Here is an 18,446-nt window from a genome sequence, read left to right on the forward strand (position 1 = left end):
CACGGCGGCCGGGCCGGGCGCGTCAGGAGCTCGTGAGGATGACGAGTTGCTGTGTCGCCCGAGTCATCGCGACATAGCGGTCGACCGTTCCCTCGATGCCCTCGCCGAACCGTCCCGGATCGACGAGGACGACCAGGTCGAACTCGAGCCCCTTGGACAGTTCCGGGGTCAGCGAGCGGACCCGGGGCGTCGCCCGGAACGCGGGATCGCCGATGACGCAGGCGATGCCGTCGGCATGGGTGACGAGCCAGGTGGTGAGGAGCGCATCGAGTTCCGCGACGGAACCGTGGACGACGGGAATGCCGCTGCTACGGACGGAGACCGGCACGTTGGCGTCGGGGAGCGCGGCCCGGATGACCGGCTCGGCCTCCGTCATCACTTCCTCCGGCGTCCGGTAGTTGATGCTCAGGGAGGTCTGGTTGATCCGGTCGAGCCCGGCCCGCTCCAGACGCTCCTGCCAGGACTCGGTGAACCCGTGCCTGGCCTGGGCGCGGTCACCGACGATGGTGAAGCTCCGGGAGGGGCAGCGGAGCAGCAGCATCTGCCATTCCGCGTCGGTCAGCTCCTGCGCCTCGTCCACGACGATGTGTGCGAACGGCCCGGCGAGCAGGTCGGGTTCTCCGCCGGGCAGCGCCGATCCGTCGACCAGGGTGTCCTTCAGGTCCTGTCCGTGCAGCATCGTGACCGCTCCCTCGCCATCGGCGTCCGCCTCGATGAGGGCGTCGATGACGTGGGCCATGTGCTCGCGCTCGGCGGCGACAGTGGCGTTGTGCCGACGTCTGCGCCGCGACGTCTCCGGATCGCCGAGCAGCCGGCGTGCCGCGTCCAGGAGCGGCAGGTCGGACACGGTCCAGGTCTGGGCGTCCCCGCGCTGCAGCCGCGCCACGTCGTCACGGCTCAGCCAGGGGGCACATGCGCGCAGGTAGGCGGGCACCGACCAGAGGTCTCCGACCAGGTCCGCCGCTTCGATCATCGGCCACGCGCCGTCGAAGACCGCGAGCAGTTCCCCGTTCCGCATCAGGGACGTGCGGAGCAGGTCCTCCGGAACGTCGTCGTCGCACCTGTCCACCAGGATCGAGACCAGCTCCTCCAGGATCTGATCCCGCGCCTCGTTGTGCGGAGTGCCGGGAGCCGCTTCGAACGCCACAGCCCAGTCGTCGGCACTCAGCCGGATGTCCGACCACTGGGTCGTGACCGTCATGTCCTTCGTGGGGGGCTCCTCGTAGAATCTGACGGCCGCCTCGACCGCCTTCACCAGATCCGCGGACGACTTCAGACGGGCCACGTCCGGGTCGGACTCGGCCGATGCCGTGGCTCCCTCGGCCACCAGGTTGCGCAGGGTGCAGGTCTGAACGCCCTCCTCTCCGAGACTGGGCAGGACGTCGGCCACGTATCCCAGATAGGGCTCGTGCGGACCGACGAACAACACGCCGCCGCGATGGTGGCCGAGGCGGGGATCGGAGTACAGGAGATATGCGGAACGGTGCAGGGCGACGACGGTCTTCCCCGTACCCGGACCGCCGTCGACGACGAGCGCGCCACGGGATCCCGCGCGGATGATGGCGTCCTGGTCGGCCTGGATGGTGCTGAGTACATCGCGCATCCGCGCCGACCGGTTGCTTCCCAGGGTGGCGATGAAAGCGGACTGGTCGTCGAGTGCGGCATGCCCGACCACCCCGTCCGGAGTGAACACCTCGTCCCAGTAGTCACTGATCCGGCCGCGGGTCCAGCGATACCTGCGGCGGCTTGCCAGTCCCATCGGGTTGGCGTGGGTGGCTCCGAAGAACGGCTCGGCCGCCGGGGAACGCCAGTCGACCAGCAGCCGCCGCCCGGTGCTGTCCGTGAGTCCGAGGCGTCCGACATATACGGGCGCGGAGTCGTCCGCGCCGACCATGTGCCCGAGACACAGGTCCAGGCCGAACCGGCGCAGCGTGCGCAGCCGGGCTGTCAGACGGTGGATCTCGATGTCCCGGTCCATCGCCTGACGGCCCATGCCGCCGGGCGCCCTGCGCTCGGCGTCCAGGCGTGCAGACAGCTCGCCGATCGACTGCTCCAGGGACTCGGCGATCGCCGCGAAGTGCTCCTCGTCGCCGGCGGTCAGTTTCGGGTCGGCCTTGGGGGAGAGGCGGTCGGGAAGTTCGAACGCGCTGGTGGTCAAGGGGTTCATCTCATCAGCTCCGATCCGTGATCGTGTCCGGGACACACGTCGGCGCGCACGCGCGCACCTCGGTGCGCGGTGCCTGCCACCGCAGAGTCAGTCCCGTTTTCGGGCCGGCGTCACCGCGCGCCCCTTGGACCGGCACAAGCATTCGCACGTCGTGCATCTCCCGTTTCCGCAGCTTCTGGCGTCGAGGAGCGATTGTGCGGTAGGACCGGGGCCTTGCCGCAAGCCCCTCACTGCGCTATAAGTTGAAAGTGGTGAGAGGTGCGTACTCCCTTTCGCTCCCTCTGGCGCACCTGTCGGACGCATCCCGGCCGGGTGGATGATGAGGGGCATGACCTCATCCGGCAGACGAGCCGAAATTTTCACCGGCACCGGACCCGACCCTCGGTTCAGCGGTTCCGGAACCGGCGACGAACGGCGCATGCTGGTCGATTTCCTCAGGGATCAGCGCGCGACGCTGGAGATGAAGTGTGCCGGTCTGTCAGGGGAGTTGGCCCAGCGCTCCGTGGAGCCGTCCACGTTGTCGTTGCTCGGTCTCATCCGGCACCTGGCGGACGTGGAGCGCCGCTGGTTCCGCCAGGTACTGGCGGCGCAGGATGTCCCGCTCCTGTTCTGTGCCGAGGGCAACGCCGACGGGGACTTCGACGCGGCCGCCTCCGACTCCGAGTCGGTTGCGGCGTCCTGGGCCGCTTGGCGGGCCGAGGTGGCGTTCGCCGACCGCCTGGTCAGGCACGCGCCGCATCTCGACATCGAGGGCTACGACTCCTGGCGCGGAAGGGTATCGCTGCGGTGGGTACTGATCCACATGGTCGAGGAGTACGCCCGGCACAACGGGCACGCGGACCTGCTCCGCGAACGGATCGACGGAGCCAGGGGGTTGTGAGGCGGCCGAGTGGCCGGCAGCTGTCCGTGGGGGCCCCTCCCCAGTGACGCCTCAACCACCCACGCACGGCGGGGATTTGGCGGGCTGAGGCCGGAGCAGGGGCATGCGCTCCGCCGGAGGCGAGCGCGCGAGCGCGGTGGTTCGCCGCGATACAACCGCGTCCGCGCACCCCTCAGGCCGGGCTGTCCCGCGCCTCACCCGTCCCGGTCACACAGGCTGCTTCTGGCTCGACGGCCGGTACATCCCTCCGCTCGACCGGCCTCGTCGCCTGTTTCGGCACCCCAGCTGTCATCCCCGCCGCGGTGACCGTCGCGCGGTGCCGGTACACATCGGGCGGTACGCCGACGAGCTCGGTGAAGCGGTCACGGAAGATGCCCGGCGACGGGCAGCCGACCGCGCGGCATGCCTCGGCGACGCCGAAGTCACCGTGACGCAGCAGCGCAGTCGCGCGCTCGATACGACGTGCCATCAGGTACGCGTACGGAGACTTGCCGTAGGCGAGCCGGAACTCGCGGCTGAGGTGCCCAGCCGTCGCGTTCGCGTCACGGGCGAGCGTTTCGACGTTCAGCGGCCGCGCGTACTCCCGGTCGATCCTGTCGCGTATGCGACGCAGTCGTGCGAGGTCGCTCAGGCGCTGCGCCGCGAGGCGCGCGCGCCCCCACGCGGGGTGACACATGCGAACTCCGTTCCGTCGCGATCCGTGCATGCCTGTAGTGCGGTGGCCCACTGCGGCGGGCCCGGGGCGGCCGGCCGGCTCCCTGCGGGGCGGTCACGGTACGGCCGGAGGGATGACCGGACGGTTCAGCGCAGCTCCTGGATGCGGACCAGGTTGCCTGCGGGGTCGCGGAAGGCGCAGTCGCGGATGCCGTACGGCTGCTCGGTCGGCTCCTGGACGACCTCGGTGTCGGACGCCTGCACCTTCTCGAACGTGGCGTCGAGGTCCGGGGTGGCCAGCAGAATCCATCCGTAGGTGCCCTTGGCCATCATTTCGGTGATGGTGCGGCGCTCGTCCTCGGTGACGCCGGGGTCGACGGCAGGCGGCGCCAGCAGGATGGAGGTGCTGGGCTGCCCGACGGGGCCGACCGTGATCCAGCGCATCTTGCCCTGTCCGACGTCGCTGCGGACCTCGAAGCCGAGAACGTCGCGGTAGAAGGCTACGGACGCGTCCGGGTCGTCGTGCGGGAGGAAGCTCGTGTGAATGCTGATGTCCATGACGATGATGCTAGGACCACCCGCGCGACCCGTGCTTCTTGATTCCTGACCGATCCTGCCCCGTCTTCCGGCCGTCTCCTCCGTCTGCGCTTCCGCCGCCGTGGTAAGGGGCTGTCCCGCAATTCCTGGCGGGCGCACGACGACAGCTACGCACCTCGCCGTGCTGTCGAAACGCCCGAATACATCCAGTGTGCGGGTGCCTCTCCGCCTTGCGATGCACCGCATCCGACGCCGCGCGCTGATCCACCAGGAATTGCGGGACAGCCCTTACTCTTCATCGTCCGGTACGGACTTCTCGAGGAGCGTGAACGACTTGGGCGCACCGTTCGGCTGAGGCTTGCCCTCCTTGTGCCCGACCGCCTGATATCCGGCGTCGAGGTAGTACGCCTTCAGGGGAGCGTTGCCGGCCAGGCAGTCCAGACGTACCAACGGACGGCCCGCCGCGGCCACGCGGCGTTCCGCGACGCGCAGAAGCTGCCTGCCCGTCCCGGGCGCCACACGGCTGTGTTCGACCATGAGCCGGTGCACATAGCCGGCGGTCGGGGGTTGCGGCCCCCAGGCGTCCTCGTCCTGCCACCACAGCTCCCAGGCCCCGACGACCCGACCGGCAGCCTCAGCGAGCCACACCTCCCCCTTCTCCATGACCCGGCGGAAGTGATCCTTGCTCAGCTCGCCCGGCTGCCACTGGTTCGTGACCCCCCGGGCGAGCATCCAGCGCGCAGCGTCGTCGCGCAGCCGTACGACTGCGGCAAGGTCGGCGTCATCGGCAAGGCGGAAGTGCAGCCCGTTCATCTCGCGATCTTCGCACGGGTGTTCCTGCCGCCTGGTGATCAGGGGGGAGTCGCCGTTCGGGCCCGAGCGCTCTGCGGCACAGCGCGCCCCTTCGGTCGCGAGGTGTACGGGCCGGGGTCACGGGCGGCGCCCCCACGCCGAGATCATGGGGGCGGTGGCGAGGTCGAGGCGTCCGGTGGCGACGTTGGCCAGATGCCGGTCGATCTCCTCGTCGTCGGCGAGCCCCTCCGACAGCAGCAGGCCGCGGATCTGGCGCACGGTCGCGGCTTCGAGGACCGAACACGCCGTCGAGGTGATCGGGAAGTACGCGTCGGCCTGCACGTCTTCCAGGCCGGCTTCGCGCAGCAGCCGGGGCAGGGTCCGTCCGTACGCGAGGTCCGCGCCGCGAGCGGCCATCAGTGCGCGGAAGCCCGCACGCAGCCGGTTGGCCAGTCGCTGTTCGGGGCCGGACTCGTCCGGGCACAACAGGGGCTGCAACCCCGGGTCCGCGTCCTCCAGGAGCAGCCGACCGCCCGGCCGCAGGGCCTGGACCATCCGGCGCAGCGCTTCGGCCCGATCGGTGACGTGCACCAGGACCAGGCGGGCGTGGACGAGATCGAACCCGCCCGGTGGTGGCGGGTCGGCGGCCACGTCGTGGCGTACCACCTCGATCACGCCGTCGGTGGTCTCCTTTGTCCACGACACGTCGATGTCGGTGGCGACGACCGCGCCCGAAGGGCCCACCCGCTCGGCCAGGCCCAGGGGTACGGAGAGAGAGCCGGCACCGACCTCCCAGCACCGCATGCCGGAGGTGATCCCGAGTCGGTCGACGTGCCGGAACGTCACAGGATCGAACAGCTCGCTGAGAGCACCGAACCGGATTCCCGCTTCTGACTGCTGGTTGTCCAGGAGGTAGCCGCGTTCCGTGTCGTGTTCAGCCATGCCGCGATCATAGGAGCCGCCCCGCTCCCGGTCGGGCGGGTGGGACCGTGGAACGTTCCGTCAGTCCAGCCGGGTGAGATCCGGGCGCAGCCGCTGCCAGACCGGATGGCGCAGACGCCCGGCCCTGGTCCACTCCGTCGCGGTGACCTCGGCCACCAGCCGTGGTTCCACCCAGTGCGGGCCGGTCACGTCCACCGGGTCCACGAACGGGGACGTCGCTCGCCCGATGACCGAGAAGTAGGCAGTGAGTTCACTCTGTTCACGCTCGGACATCCCCGACCCCACCGACCCCGCGTATCGCAGTCCGGCGGGACCGGCCACGCCGACGAGCACCGCTCCCGGTACACCCGGGGCGGCACCCCGCCGCTGGGTCCAGCCGCCGATGACCACGTCCAGGGTCTCCACCCGCTTGGTCTTGCGCCAGTGAGCCGATCGGGTGCCCGGCGTGTAGAGGGAGGAGAGTCTCTTCGCCACCACACCCTCCAGGCCTTCACGGACCACGACGTCCCACACCTGTGTCCCATGGCCTTGTACATATGCAGGCGTTGACCAGTGCGTACCCGCCGGCCCCAGGACTGACAGGGCCTCGCGGCGCTCGCGGTACGAGGTGCCGAGCAGGTCGTGGCCGTCGACGTACAGGACGTCGAAGATCATGAAGTGGGCGGGGCAGTCCAGTGCGAGGCGGCTGGCGCGGCGCGCGTTGACCACTCCCATCCGGCTCTGCAGCCGGCCGAAGTCGGACCGCCCGGACCCGTCGAGGACCACCAGTTCACCGTCCAGGACCACACCGCGCCCGCGTAGTTCGCTGCCCAGCGCCTGCAGTTCCGGATAGGTCACGGTGATGTCGTTCCCCGCCCGCGAGGTCAGTCGCACCGATCCGTCGCCCGCGGTGCTCAGAATGCAGCGGACTCCGTCCCACTTGGTCTCGAACGCCCAGTCCGAGTCGGGCACGGGCAACGGACCCGGCACGGCCAGCATGGGTGCGATCAGCGGAGGCGACCAGAGGGCGCCGGAAGAAGTCGGAACCATAGCCCCGATGATCGAACGACCTGGGGATCTGCGCAGACCGGCGGGGGACACGGCTGGCATGCCGTGCCCGGCGCCATCAGGTCGGTCAGCCTCCGCGGAGCCCGCCCGCCCTTCCTGCGCGACCGCCGGCCCGCCGCGGACGGAGCCGCCCCCGAACGTGGGGCGTCACCCGGACGAGGGCTGCGGCGTCCACCCGTACGAGGGAGACCTCGGCTCTGCAGCGAGACGCCACCAAGGTCACGAACTCGGCGGTCTGTGGCTCCACGAGGCGGTCCTGGTCCCGGCGTGCTTCGCGGGCCTGCACAATTCTGTGGTGATCACTGATGACCCGTACTTGTGGCTGGAAGACGTCGAGGGCGAGGCCGCGCTCGCCTGGGTGGCCGAGCGGAACGCCGAGACGGAGGCCGCGCTGGCGGTCGGTGCCGGTTTCTCCACCCTGAAGAAGCGCCTGCTGGAGGTGCTGGACGCGCCGGACCGCATCCCCTACGTCGCACGCCACGGCCAGTTCCTGTACAACTTCTGGCGGGACGGGGAACACCCGCGGGGCGTGTGGCGGCGCACGACACTGGAGCAGTACCGCACGGACGCCCCCCGGTGGGACGTACTTCTCGACATCGACGCGCTCGCGGCGGCCGAGGACACGAAGTGGGTGTGGGCCGGGGCGCGGGTACGCCGTCCCGACTGCGGCCGCGCCCTGGTCCGCCTCTCGCGCGACGGCGGTGACGCCGTGGTGGTCCGCGAGTTCGACCTCGACACCCGAGCCTTCGTCGAGGGCGGGTTCCAGGTGCCGGAGGCGAAGACCCGGATCGGTTGGGCCGACGCCGACACCGTCTTCATCGGCACCGACTTCGGGCCGGGCTCACTCACCGAATCCGGCTATCCGCGAACGGTTCGCGCATGGCGCCGCGGCACACCGCTCGAAGCGGCCGACCTGGTCTTCGAGGGCGAGACGCGAGACGTGGCGGCCGGAGGGTGGCACGACTCCACACCCGGTTTCGAACGTGACTTCGTCTTCCGGTCGATCGACTTCCATCACAGTGAGACGTACCTCCTCACCCCCGAGTCCTCGCTCGTCAAGATCGAGGTCCCGGACGACGCCAGCGCCTATGCCCATCGCGAGCATCTGATCGTCACCCTGAAGTCCGACTGGCTCGGCCACGGGGCGGGCTCACTGCTGGCCTTCGGCTTCGACTCCTTCCTGGCGGGTGACCGCACGCCGGAGGTGCTCTTCACCCCGGACGCGCGGACTGCGCTGGCCGGCCACTCATGGACCCGTCACCACCTGATCCTGGAGACGATGCGCGACGTCAGCACCCGCATCGAGGTACTCACCCCTACCCCGGGCGCCGGGTGGGCACGCGAGCCGCTCGCGGACGTCCCCGCGCTGTCCGCCGTCACCGTGGTGGACACGGATCCGGACGTCTCCGACGAGTTCTTCCTGGACGTGTCGGGCTTCCTTCAGCCATCCACGCTGTACCACGGCTCGATCGGGGGCGACACGGAGATCCTCAAGCAGGCTCCGGCCCGCTTCGACTCGGCAGGCCTGAGCGTGGAGCAATTCTTCGCGAGTTCCACGGACGGCACGCGAGTCCCGTACTTCGTGATCGGCCCCGACCACGGACCCACGGGCCCCGGTCCCGCTCTGCTCTACGGCTACGGCGGCTTCGAGGTCTCGCTCACCCCCTACTACGGCGCGCTGACGGGCCGGGCGTGGCTGGAGCGCGGCGGCACCTATGTGATCGCGAACATCCGTGGGGGCGGTGAGTACGGGCCCAGCTGGCACCGGGCCGCGCTCGGCGCGGACCGGACACGGGCCTTCGAGGACTTCGCGGCCGTCGCCGCCGACCTCGTCGCGCGGGGTGTCACCACGCCGGCGATGCTGGGCGCCACCGGGGGCAGCAACGGCGGACTGCTCATGGGGGCGATGGTCACCGGCTACCCGGAACTGTTCGGGGCGATCGTGGCCCAGGTCCCGCTGCTCGACATGCTCCGCTTCCACGAGCTCCTCGCGGGTGCTTCCTGGATCGCCGAGTACGGCGACCCGGACGACCACGACGACCGCGAGCACCTGCGTGGGATGTCGCCGTACCACCGGCTCGCCGCGGGCCGGACCTACCCGCCGCTGCTCCTGACGACCTCCACCCGGGACGACCGAGTCCACCCGGGCCATGCGCGCAAAGCGGCCGCGCGGCTGCTCGAACTCGGCCACCGTGTCCTGCTCCACGAGAACACCGGCGGTGGTCACGCCGGCGCCGTTGACAACGAACAGTCCGCTCACAACAACGCTCTGATGCACACCTTCTTGTGGCAGCACCTCTCCCCACCGGCTCCGCCCGCCCTCGGCTGACCCGGCCGGGGCCCCGGCCGGCAGGCCGAAGCCGGGGAACGCCCGGATCAGTCCGACTCGGTGTCCGTGGCCCGTGGAGCCGTGGACGCGATGCCGGAGACCCGGTCCATGACGCGGGGCTGGAGCCGCGCCCCGGCCCTCACGGGGTGCAGGCCTCGGCGATCGACAGGCTGTTCTCGTACAGGTGGTGCCGGGTGATGCGGCCGCCCTCGACGGTGAGGCGGAGTGCGAAAGGGCCCTCGAAGGACTTGCCCGTCGACCGTACCGTGCCGGACAGGTGCCCCGTCAGGACGGCGTCGGTCCCATCGACGAGGAAGGCGTCGACGGAGGCGCGCGCGTCCTCGGGCACGGTGTGCGCCGCCAACTCCCCGGCTTGGGCCGCGCATTCGGTCGCCGTTGACCGCGGCCGGATCCATGGGACCAGAGGGTTCTCGGCCAGCAGCCAGTCGACCTCGTCGGCGAAGACCGCGACGATCCGCGCAGTGTCCCCGGCCAGCCGAGCGGCAAGGAACTCCTGCACGACGGCCCGGGTGGCCTCGGCGGAGCCGGCGGGCGGGGTCGAAACCGGCGCTTCGGTAGCGGACTTGACGGTCATGGTGGGCTCCTTGCAGCTGGGGCCGACTGCCGGCGGGGGTTCCCGCCGCTGTGCTCGATCCTGCCGGGAGGAGGGAGAGGGGTCGATTACTCCGGAGGTAATGCGGTAGCCGGGCATGCTTCCTCGGCGGAGGTCAGGCACGAGGGGACGCCGCTGCGGCTGTGGACGGACTGCGACCGGCTCAGCGCATGGCCTGCCTGCCCCGCCGCTTCACGCGACCTCTGCGCCCAGCAGCTCGCGGAACGCCCCGGCCCCCGCCTTCGTCACCTTCACCGCCCGTCCGGAGCCGATACGGCGCACCCACTGCCTCTCCAGAGCCGTGGTGCACAGGGCCGCCCCCACTGCCCCGGCCAGATGTGACCGGCGCTCCGTCCAGTCCAGACAACTGCGCACCAGGGGCCGGCGCGCGCCCGCGGGGTGTCGGTAGCCCAGTGCGTCGGCCAGCCAGGCCAGGCCCGCCGGAGTGACAGTCAGTCCGGCGTCGTCGGAGACCAGGCCCCGGGCGGCCATCGCCTCGGCCAGGGTCACGCCCAGTTCACCGGCCAGGTGGTCGTAGCAGGTCCGGGCCCTTGCCTCCGCGCCCGCTTGCGTCGATCGGCGCAGGTCCGGAGGGCGGGGGGCGCTCGGGGCGTACGAGGCAATGGCCTCGATCAGGGCGGCCGCCTCCGGCCCGGCGAGCCGCACATAGCGGTGTCGGCCCTGCCGCTCCTCTGCCAGGAGTCCGCCCTCGACGAGACGCGAGAGCTGCTCACTCGCGGTGGACGCGCTGACCCCGGCACTTCGGGCCAGCTCGCCCGCGGTCCAGGCGCGACCGTCGAGCAGTGCCTGGCAGAAGGTGGCCCGGGTGTGGTCGGCGAGCAGAGCGGCGGTCTCGGAGAGTGAGGACATGACGCCATCATCCCGCCGCGACGGTTCGGGCTGTACCGAACGATCCCCGCCCTAGCGTGGGAGGCATGACGCACACGACGCACGAGTTCGATCGCTTCGAGGACCTTCGGTCGGCGCTTTCCGACCCGGCACTCGTTCCCGAACGGCCGGCCGCGCAAGACGGCCCGGCCGGGGCGAGTGTGGCCTGGCTGCGGGCCGAGGTGGCCCGGTTCAGCCACGGAGAGCCACACCGCCGGCGGCGGGCACTGGTCGAGGCCGAGCTCGCCCGTCTCCCGCCCGAGGTGCTACGACAGGCCGCCGGCGTGGCGCCCGCAGGAGAGGAGGCCCGGGTCGGAGTGGTGCGCACCCTGGCCGAGGCCCTCGGGATGCCGCAGCCCCCGGCCATCGCCGAGGCCGTGATCGTGGTGGCCGGGGTCTACTTCGGTGGCGAATGCGCCGCCGCGGACGAGGCGGTGGCCCGGCTGGTGCAGTGGCTGGCGCCACCCCCGGCGGACGAGGCCGCGCTGGAGTCCGCAGCCAATCGCATCGGTCTGCTGGTCCAGGCGTGCGAGGCGACGGCAGCGCTCGTCGAGACCGCTTCCGAAAGGGGTGGCCTTCCCCTGCCCAGGGTTCTGCGGGACCTGGCGCCGGGGCGCGGCCTGCGTCGTGTCGCGATCAGGGCCACCCGGATCGCGGACCGGGAAATCGCCGCGGGTGACGTGGTGCTCCTCGACCTGGCGCTGGCCGGCCGCCGACATCCGGTGGCCCTCACCTTCGGCGCTCCGCCCCGCGTCTGCCCCGGCCGGGCTCATGCCCTCGCGCTCGCCGACGGCCTCCTCCAGCGCCCCCTCACCCCGTTCGCCCGCCTGCACCACCGGACCGCCCCCCTGCTGCTGCCCAACGCCTGGGACTACGCCTCCGCCGCGGCGCTGGCCGCGGAAGGCTTTGCCGCCGTGGGCACCACGAGCCTGGGTGTGGCCGCCGGTGCCGGTCTGCCGGACGGGGCGGCCGCGACGCTCAAGGCGACCTTGGCGCTGGCCCGCCGTCTCGGAGAGGGCCGTTTCCTGTTCACCGTCGACGTCGAGGGCGGTTTCAGTGATGACGCGGATGAAGTGGCCGAGCTGGCGCGGACCTTGTACGAGGCGGGCGCGGCCGGCATCAACCTCGAAGACGGGCGAGCCGACGGCACGCTGGCGCCGATGGAGCTGCACGCGGCGAAGATCGCCGCCGTCAAGAGCGCGGCGCCCGCGCTGTTCGTCAACGCACGTACCGACACCCACTGGGCGGCCCGCCAGGAGGACGAGACGGCGACGCGCCTCGCCGTGTACGAACAGGCCGGCGCCGACGGGGTGTTCGTTCCTGGCCTGTCGGATCCGGACACCATCGGCGAGCTGGTGTCGGGGCTCCTCGTACCTCTGAACATCCTGTACACGCCGACCGGCCCCGCGCTCACCGAACTGGCCGCGCTGGGCGTGCGCAGGGTCAGTCTCGGCTCGCTGCTCTATCGCACGGCTCTCGCGGCGGCCGTGACCACGGCGACCGCTGTCCGGGACGGACGGCCGACCGATTCGCGCGCCCCCTCCTACGCAGAGGTCCAGGCACTGGCGGACGCGAGGGAGCCAGCCCCGATGACGTCGTAGGTCCCGGCGCTCGGCAGCCGGGCCGGACGCGACGGAGTGCTCGGGGCCGGCCCTGTCTGCCTGCGCGCCGCTCCACCACGGAAGGTCTCGCCGGGCGATCCGCCCGGCCGGCAGATACGGTGCCCGGACCGGCCAAGGGCTGTCCCGCCAGGAATTGCGGGCCGGCCCTCAGGAGGAGGAACGGGACGTGGCCAGTACGGTGACCGAGGGCCTGCCGCACCTACGCGAGGACCTCGCCGACTTCTATCGGGACCTGCACCGTCACCCGGAGCTTTCGCTCCAGGAGACCCGGACAGCGGCGCTGTTGGCGCAGCACCTGCGGGACGGCGGGTTCGACGAGGTCGTCGAGCAGGTCGGCGTCACCGGCGTGGTGGGCGTCCTGCGCAACGGGGACGGTCCGGTGGTGATGCTGCGGGCGGACTTCGACGCACTGCCGGTGGAGGAGAGGACCGGGCTGCCGTACGCCAGCACAGTCCGCGCCACGGACGGCGACGGCCACGAAGTGCCCGTGATGCACGCCTGCGGACACGACATGCACGCCGTGTGCCTGACCGGCGCCGCCGCCTTGCTCGCCCAGACCCGCGAGCAGTGGAGTGGCACTCTGCTGGTGGTGTTCCAACCGGCCGAGGAGCTGGCCGTCGGTGCCCGGGGGATGGTCGAGGACGGACTGTTCGAACGCTTTCCCAAGCCGGGCATCGTCCTGGGCCAGCACGTCGGACCCCTGCCGGCCGGATTCATCGGCTACGGCAGCGGGCCGGTCATGGCAGCTGCCGACTCGGTGAACATCACCCTTCACGGCCGGGGCGGTCACGGATCCAGGCCTGAGGCGGCGATCGATCCGGTCCTGATGGCGGCCAACGTGGTCACCCGGTTGCAGGGCATCGTCGCCCGCGAGGTACCACCGGCGGAGACCGCCGTCGTGACGGTGGGGCGCCTGAGGGCCGGCACCAAGGAGAACATCATCCCGGAAACCGCCGAACTGGGTGTCAACATCCGCGCGTTCACCCCGGCCGTACGCGACCTGGTCCGCAGTGCGGTGGAGCGCATCGTGGCGGGGGAGTCGCGCACCAGCGGTGCGCAGAAGGCACCGGACTTCGCCTGGTTCGCCTCGGCACCGGCGCTCGTCAGCGAACCGGAGGCCACGAGAAGGACCGTGGCGGCCTTCACCGAACACTTCGGTGCGCAGCGGATTCTTCCCATGCCGCAGGTGAACGCGAGCGAGGACGTGGGCGTGTTCGGCGAGGCGCTCGGCGTGCCGACGGTGTTCTGGTTCTGGGGCGGTCTGGAGGGCGAGCCGACGTTGGCCGCCTTCACCGAGGGACGCATGGACGAGTTGCCGGGCAATCATTCGGCGCACTTCGCACCGGTGATCGAGCCGACACTGAGCACCGGCGTGGAAGCCCTGGTCGTAGCGGCGTTGACCTGGCTCGGCGAGGCGTGAGAACGAGGCCTCCACCCGTCGGACACCGACCCATGGCCCCGGCCTGCGGGCGCCGGCCTCCGATGGGCTGAGCGCGCTCGGCCGGATGGAGCAGAGCCGCGCGCCGGACGGGGGCAGGCGGGCGAGGCTGAGGGTTCCACCGATCACGCCTCAGGAGTCCTTCCGTGCTGCATTTCCCACAGGTTCGCCTGCCCCTGGTCGGCGTGCTGGCCGCCGCCTGCCTGGCAGGGCTGGTGCATGGCCCGGCCCGGGCCGAGGCTGTTCCCGCCGACCCCGACCGGGCACTGCGCCGGCAGTTGCGGGAACTGACGACCGCGCCCGGCGGGCCGCCCGGAGCGATTGCCGTCCTCAAGCGCGGACTCCGCACCGAGGTGTTCCGGGCCGGTGTGGCCGAGACGGGAACCGACCGTGCGATCCGGACAACCGACCACATGCGCATCGCCAGCACGGCCAAGGCGTACAGCGGCGCGGTATCGCTCCAGCTCGTCGACCGCGGGAGACTGCGCCTGGACGACACCATCGGCCAGGTGCTTCCCCGGCTCCCGCGCGCCTGGCACCGGGTCTCGCTGCGGCAGCTCCTGAACCACACCAGCGGGCTGCCGGACTACTCGGCGGACCCCGATTTCCTGGACCTGCTGACCGCGAACCCGCGCCGCCACTTCGACTCCCGCCACTTGCTGGACTTCGTCGCCGCCGAGCCGTTGGAGTTCCGCCCGGGGGCCCGGTACGCGTACTCCAACTCCGACAACATCGCCGTGGCACTGATGGCGGAGGCGGTGACAGGCCGCCGCTACGAGGATCTGCTCGCCCGGCTCGTGTACCGACCGCTGGGGCTGCACCGCACCAGCCTGCCGCAGAGCTACCGGATGCCCGATCCGTACATGCACGGGTACGACGTCACCCCGCCGGACCCGCCCGAGGACATCAGCGAGGCACTGAGCGCGTCGGGCGTGTGGGCGTCGGGCGGGATCATCTCGACGCCGAAGGACATGACGGCCTTCATCCGCGGCTACGCCGGCGGGAAGCTGATCTCGGACCGGACACGCCGGCAGCAGCTGAACTGGGTGGACGGTGCATCCGAACCCGCGGGGCCCGGTGAGAACAAGGCCGGTCTGGCCATCTTCGAGTACACCACCCGCTGTGGTGTGGTCTACGGCCACACGGGCAACTTCCCCGGCTACACACAACTGGTCGCGGCCACCCCGGACGGCAAGCGGTCGTTGACCTTCTCCCTGACCACCCAGGTCAACAAGACGAACAAGCCCGAACTGCTGGAGCGGGTGCGGGCCGTGGAGGAGAACTTCGTCTGCGCGCTGCTGCGCAAGCGGTGAACCGGCTGAGGACGAAACGCTTCTTCCGTATGATCCACGGCGCCTGAGGGCGGACCGGGCACAACCATCCCCACCGCCCGTGTGTCACATCAAGTGGGAGTATTCCGCTCCCGAAGACACAAGGGGGATAAATGGGAAGCATGCGTAATGTCGCGGTGACCGGGGCGTTGAGCGCACTGGTGATGGGCGCCACGGTCATGTGCGGTACGTCCGCCTCCGCCGCGCCCAACGTCACGCCGCAGGGCGTCTGCGGCAAGGCCTACAAGACCGTGAACTCGGCGCCTGTCGGCTCCCTGGGCACCGTCTATCTGACCTACAACTCCACGAACGGGAAGAACTGCGTCGCGACCATCCGGGCGAACCCCGGGACGGCCAAGGAAGTGTCCACCTACATCTACGTGCCCGACACCGACGAGTGGGCCGGGGACTCCGGGAACTACACGTCGTACGCGGGGCCGGCATACGTCTACGGCAAGGGCCACTGCGTGAGTTGGGGTGGCAACATCGCCAACGTGTACGTGTCGGTGGAGAACTCCAACTGTGCAGCGCGCGTGGAGCACCGGGCCACCGAGATCCGCTGACCCGGGCGGTCCGCCGGCCCCGCGGTCGGTGTGGACGACTCCGGTCGTCCACACCGACCGCGGGACGCCGCCGGAGCTACAACTCGTCGCCGAACGCCTCGGCCAGCGCACGCCATTCGGCTCGTGGCAGACCCGCGCCGCCCTCGTCGGCGGTGAGCACCTGAAGCGCGACGTGATCGGCGCCGGCATCGAGGTACTGCCGGGTCCGGGCCTTCACCTGCTCGGCGTCACCCAGGGCGAAGAGCGCGTCGAGGAGACGGATGCTCCCGCCGTCCTCGAAGTCGCTTTCCGAGAATCCCAGGCGCAGGAGGTTGTCGGTGTAGTTGGGCAGGCCCAGATACATCGCCAGCATGTTCCGTGCAGTGGTGCGGGCCCGGTCGAGGTCGGTGTCGAGGACGACGGTCAGTTCGGGGGCGAGCAGCGCTTCGGGGCCGATCGCCTCGCGAGCCTCCGCCGTGTGCTCGGTGGTGACGAGATAGGGGTGGGCGCCGTGCGCCCGGGCGGTCGCGAGCTTCAGCATCTTGGGACCGAGCGCCGCCAGTACACGATGACCGGAGTCCACGGGCGGAGAGGCGGAGTCCAGGGCGTCGAGGTAGGCGACCATCGCGCTGTACGGCTTTGCGTACTGCGGCACCATCGGGCCGTGACTGACCCCCAGGCCAAGGACGAATCGCTTGCGGTCACTCGCATCGAGCGTCGCGATCCGGGCCGCCACCTCCGCCGCGGTGTGGTCCCAGATGCTCAGGATGCCCGTGGCCACCGTGATGGACCGGGTGGCGGCGACGACAGCGGTGGCGTCGTCGGGCGAGGGACTGCCGCCGATCCAGAGAGTTCCGTATCCGAGCTCTTCGAGCTCCGTCACCGCCTCTGCGATCGCCGCTTTCCCCGCGTCGTCCGCCCGTGACGGGTGCAGGGCGCTGCTCCAGATGCCGACCTGTCCGAACGCCTCACGTGTCTCTGAAGTCATAGTGCGATCAACAGCGGGGCACTCCCACTATTCCCGGCGCGGCGCAACGGTGCGGTCCTGTGACCACAGGTGTCTGAGCGACTCCGCAGAGTCCGCGGGTTCGCCTCGCGCGTCGGACCCACCGCTTTCACCGCACGCGCGCGGTGGAGGGCTGCGCGGAGCCGGCCGGAACGGCGTACGTGCCCCGCACGCTGCTGTTGCGGTCGAATTCCGACCCCAGGACCATGGGTTCGACCAGTTCTCAGCCTCCGTAAGGAACGACTATGGCGCGCGCTGCCCTGTTCGATGTGGATGGAACACTCGTGGACAGCAATTACCTGCACGTCGCCTCATGGTGGGAGGCGTTCCGGCAGGAGGGGCACACCGTGGCGTCGACCGCGGTGCACCGAGCCATCGGGCTGGGTTCCGCCGATCTCATCGAGCATCTTCTCGGGCCCGGTCGGGACCGCGAACAGGAGGCGCGGATCAGCTCTGCGCACGCTGCCCTGTATGCCACGTACTTCGAACGGTTGGCCCCTCTGGAAGGAGCGGCCGACCTTCTGCGCTCGCTGTCCGCGCGGGGCTGGTCCGTGGTCCTGGTCTCCTCCGCGTCCGGTGCCGAGCTCAAGGCACTGAGGAGGGCGCTGGGCGTGGACGACGCCATCACCGACACCGCGAGTTCCGACGACGTGGACGAAGGAAAGCCTGCTCCGGACCCGATCCGGCACGCGATGGAGCTCGCCGGTGCCACCAGCGAAACGACGGTGTACGTGGGGGATTCCGTGTGGGACATGAAAGCGGCGACCAGGGCGTCAGTACCCGCCGTGGGTCTCCTCTCGGGCGGAATCCCCAAGGCGGACCTCGAGAACGCCGGAGCGGTGGAGGTCCACCGCTCTCCGGCGGACCTTCTCGCGCATCTCGACGAGAGCGTCATCAGCGGGATCGGCGGAGCGCGCTGAGCCCGGCAGGGGAGCACCGTCGGCGGAGCGGACCAAGGCCCGTGGCGGCACGGGCATCAAGGGACTGGCGCGGGTCACGGGGGTGGTCGCCCCCGCTGCCCGCCCGTATCGCCCTCCGCCGGCGTGTCCGGTTGCAGGGCGGCCCCCGGTGGTCCGGGAGCCATTCGGAGAGGGCGTCGTCGACGCATCTCGGCGGGCAGCGTCATGGCGAGCATCACGAGGGGGCCCGACCGGAAAATCAGGTCGGGCCCCTTCTGCCTGCCACGTCGTGAGACTCAGGTGCGGCGGTGACTGCGGTAGTAGTCGCCGACCTGCTCGTGGTAGCCGGCGTCGTCGACGTGCTTGTCCTTGTCGAACTCGGGGGAGTGCTTGATCTGGTCCCTGGTCAGGTCGACGAAGATCCTCTGCTGGGCCGGTTCGACGCTGAGTACCGTGCCGGCCGGGAGCAGCACGTGCTTACCGAAGATCCAGGGGCCGGTGTCCACCACCAGGTACGAGGAGTTGACTTCGTCCGAGTGCTTGTCGACCTTCCCGATACTCCCGTCAGTGGCTTCGACCTTGTAGCCGATCAGGTCCGTGCCGACGGTGTAGTGGGCGTCCGGCTGATAGCCCCAGATGTTGTCACTCATGGAATGGCTCCTTCAATAGAGATTCTTCACTCCCCACGGATATGGACCAAGGGGAGCGGCGGCGTCCTCGACGGAAGCGGTGACGCTCTCTCGAGAGACCGCCTGCCCT

Annotated in this window: 17 protein-coding genes; 7 read left to right on the top strand and 10 right to left on the bottom strand. The window is 70.5% G+C overall.

The genetic code is table 11. The features are described from left to right. Window positions 1-22: 22 nt before the first annotated feature. Window positions 23-2,167, bottom strand: a complete 2,145-nt coding sequence (gene helR, locus OG538_RS35015; protein WP_406099642.1) for an RNA polymerase recycling motor ATPase HelR — start codon at window positions 2,165-2,167, stop codon at window positions 23-25. 328 nt (window positions 2,168-2,495) lie between these two features. Here helR and OG538_RS35020 point away from each other — a divergent pair, with 328 nt between their 5' ends. Continuing rightward, on the top strand, window positions 2,496-3,047 hold the full coding sequence (locus tag OG538_RS35020; RefSeq protein WP_406099643.1) for a DinB family protein: 552 nt from the start codon (window positions 2,496-2,498) through the stop codon (window positions 3,045-3,047). Between the two features lie 172 nt (window positions 3,048-3,219). Here OG538_RS35020 and OG538_RS35025 read toward each other — a convergent pair whose 3' ends face one another. The 5 genes from OG538_RS35025 to ligD form a co-directional block, all read right to left on the bottom strand. Next, entirely contained in the window at window positions 3,220-3,723 is a 504-nt protein-coding gene (locus tag OG538_RS35025; RefSeq protein WP_406099644.1) for a helix-turn-helix transcriptional regulator, read from the bottom strand. Window positions 3,724-3,848: 125 nt separating this feature from the next. Continuing rightward, entirely contained in the window at window positions 3,849-4,259 is a 411-nt protein-coding gene (locus OG538_RS35030; RefSeq protein WP_406099646.1) for a VOC family protein, read from the bottom strand. Between the two features lie 267 nt (window positions 4,260-4,526). Then, a complete protein-coding gene (locus tag OG538_RS35035; RefSeq protein WP_406099647.1) occupies window positions 4,527-5,051 on the bottom strand; it encodes a GNAT family N-acetyltransferase in 525 nt (174 codons plus the stop codon). A 117-nt stretch (window positions 5,052-5,168) separates the two neighbouring features. After that, window positions 5,169-5,972 carry a methyltransferase domain-containing protein gene (locus OG538_RS35040; RefSeq protein WP_406099649.1) on the bottom strand — a complete coding sequence of 268 codons (804 nt, stop codon included), beginning with the start codon at window positions 5,970-5,972 and terminating at the stop codon, window positions 5,169-5,171. A gap of 60 nt (window positions 5,973-6,032) precedes the next feature. Further along, window positions 6,033-7,001 (bottom strand): non-homologous end-joining DNA ligase, encoded by a 969-nt coding sequence (ligD, locus tag OG538_RS35045; protein ID WP_406099650.1) that lies wholly within the window; start codon window positions 6,999-7,001, stop codon window positions 6,033-6,035. Window positions 7,002-7,314: 313 nt separating this feature from the next. Here ligD and OG538_RS35050 point away from each other — a divergent pair, with 313 nt between their 5' ends. Continuing rightward, entirely contained in the window at window positions 7,315-9,348 is a 2,034-nt protein-coding gene (locus OG538_RS35050) for a prolyl oligopeptidase family protein (RefSeq protein ID WP_406099652.1), read from the top strand. A 139-nt stretch (window positions 9,349-9,487) separates the two neighbouring features. On the opposite strand, the gene OG538_RS35055 is transcribed toward OG538_RS35050, so the two are convergent. Together OG538_RS35055 and OG538_RS35060 are read right to left on the bottom strand one after the other, a co-directional pair. After that, entirely contained in the window at window positions 9,488-9,943 is a 456-nt protein-coding gene (locus OG538_RS35055) for a nuclear transport factor 2 family protein (protein ID WP_406099654.1), read from the bottom strand. A gap of 210 nt (window positions 9,944-10,153) precedes the next feature. Next, entirely contained in the window at window positions 10,154-10,831 is a 678-nt protein-coding gene (locus OG538_RS35060) for a winged helix-turn-helix domain-containing protein (RefSeq protein WP_406099655.1), read from the bottom strand. A gap of 65 nt (window positions 10,832-10,896) precedes the next feature. On the opposite strand from OG538_RS35060, the gene OG538_RS35065 reads away from it, so the two are divergent. The 4 genes from OG538_RS35065 to OG538_RS35080 all read left to right on the top strand — a co-directional run bounded on the left by OG538_RS35065 (window position 10,897) and on the right by OG538_RS35080 (window position 15,803). Continuing rightward, window positions 10,897-12,450: an isocitrate lyase/phosphoenolpyruvate mutase family protein gene (locus OG538_RS35065; protein WP_406099657.1), complete on the top strand. Its 1,554-nt coding sequence runs from the start codon at window positions 10,897-10,899 to the stop codon at window positions 12,448-12,450. Window positions 12,451-12,637: 187 nt separating this feature from the next. Further along, window positions 12,638-13,891 carry an amidohydrolase gene (locus OG538_RS35070; protein ID WP_406099658.1) on the top strand — a complete coding sequence of 418 codons (1,254 nt, stop codon included), beginning with the start codon at window positions 12,638-12,640 and terminating at the stop codon, window positions 13,889-13,891. A 164-nt stretch (window positions 13,892-14,055) separates the two neighbouring features. Then, window positions 14,056-15,222, top strand: a complete 1,167-nt coding sequence (locus OG538_RS35075; RefSeq protein WP_406099659.1) for a serine hydrolase domain-containing protein — start codon at window positions 14,056-14,058, stop codon at window positions 15,220-15,222. A 131-nt stretch (window positions 15,223-15,353) separates the two neighbouring features. Next, window positions 15,354-15,803, top strand: coding sequence for a spore-associated protein (locus tag OG538_RS35080; RefSeq protein WP_406099660.1), 450 nt, complete (start codon window positions 15,354-15,356; stop codon window positions 15,801-15,803). A 76-nt stretch (window positions 15,804-15,879) separates the two neighbouring features. Here the strand turns inward: OG538_RS35080 and OG538_RS35085 are convergent, their stop codons facing one another. Further along, entirely contained in the window at window positions 15,880-16,770 is an 891-nt protein-coding gene (locus OG538_RS35085; protein ID WP_406099661.1) for an LLM class F420-dependent oxidoreductase, read from the bottom strand. A gap of 263 nt (window positions 16,771-17,033) precedes the next feature. On the opposite strand from OG538_RS35085, the gene OG538_RS35090 reads away from it, so the two are divergent. Further along, window positions 17,034-17,708, top strand: a complete 675-nt coding sequence (locus OG538_RS35090; RefSeq protein ID WP_406099662.1) for an HAD family hydrolase — start codon at window positions 17,034-17,036, stop codon at window positions 17,706-17,708. 275 nt (window positions 17,709-17,983) lie between these two features. Here OG538_RS35090 and OG538_RS35095 read toward each other — a convergent pair whose 3' ends face one another. After that, window positions 17,984-18,337, bottom strand: a complete 354-nt coding sequence (locus OG538_RS35095) for a PRC-barrel domain-containing protein (protein WP_406099663.1) — start codon at window positions 18,335-18,337, stop codon at window positions 17,984-17,986. Window positions 18,338-18,446 lie beyond the last annotated feature (109 nt).

The sequence above is a fragment of the Streptomyces sp. NBC_01013 genome (assembly GCF_045162765.1).
Taxonomy (GTDB): Bacteria; Actinomycetota; Actinomycetes; order Streptomycetales; family Streptomycetaceae; genus Streptomyces.

Bases quoted from the DNA above. Each gene is read 5' to 3' on its own strand.
- helR (WP_406099642.1), bottom strand. From the start codon at position 2,167: ATGAACCCCTTGACCACCAGCGCGTTCGAACTTCCCGACCGCCTCTCC.
- OG538_RS35020 (WP_406099643.1), top strand. From the start codon at position 2,496: ATGACCTCATCCGGCAGACGAGCCGAAATTTTCACCGGCACCGGACCC.
- OG538_RS35025 (WP_406099644.1), bottom strand. From the start codon at position 3,723: ATGTGTCACCCCGCGTGGGGGCGCGCGCGCCTCGCGGCGCAGCGCCTG.
- OG538_RS35030 (WP_406099646.1), bottom strand. From the start codon at position 4,259: ATGGACATCAGCATTCACACGAGCTTCCTCCCGCACGACGACCCGGAC.
- OG538_RS35035 (WP_406099647.1), bottom strand. From the start codon at position 5,051: ATGAACGGGCTGCACTTCCGCCTTGCCGATGACGCCGACCTTGCCGCA.
- OG538_RS35040 (WP_406099649.1), bottom strand. From the start codon at position 5,972: ATGGCTGAACACGACACGGAACGCGGCTACCTCCTGGACAACCAGCAG.
- ligD (WP_406099650.1), bottom strand. From the start codon at position 7,001: ATGGTTCCGACTTCTTCCGGCGCCCTCTGGTCGCCTCCGCTGATCGCA.
- OG538_RS35055 (WP_406099654.1), bottom strand. From the start codon at position 9,943: ATGACCGTCAAGTCCGCTACCGAAGCGCCGGTTTCGACCCCGCCCGCC.
- OG538_RS35060 (WP_406099655.1), bottom strand. From the start codon at position 10,831: ATGTCCTCACTCTCCGAGACCGCCGCTCTGCTCGCCGACCACACCCGG.
- OG538_RS35065 (WP_406099657.1), top strand. From the start codon at position 10,897: ATGACGCACACGACGCACGAGTTCGATCGCTTCGAGGACCTTCGGTCG.
- OG538_RS35080 (WP_406099660.1), top strand. From the start codon at position 15,354: ATGGGAAGCATGCGTAATGTCGCGGTGACCGGGGCGTTGAGCGCACTG.
- OG538_RS35085 (WP_406099661.1), bottom strand. From the start codon at position 16,770: ATGACTTCAGAGACACGTGAGGCGTTCGGACAGGTCGGCATCTGGAGC.
- OG538_RS35090 (WP_406099662.1), top strand. From the start codon at position 17,034: ATGGCGCGCGCTGCCCTGTTCGATGTGGATGGAACACTCGTGGACAGC.
- OG538_RS35095 (WP_406099663.1), bottom strand. From the start codon at position 18,337: ATGAGTGACAACATCTGGGGCTATCAGCCGGACGCCCACTACACCGTC.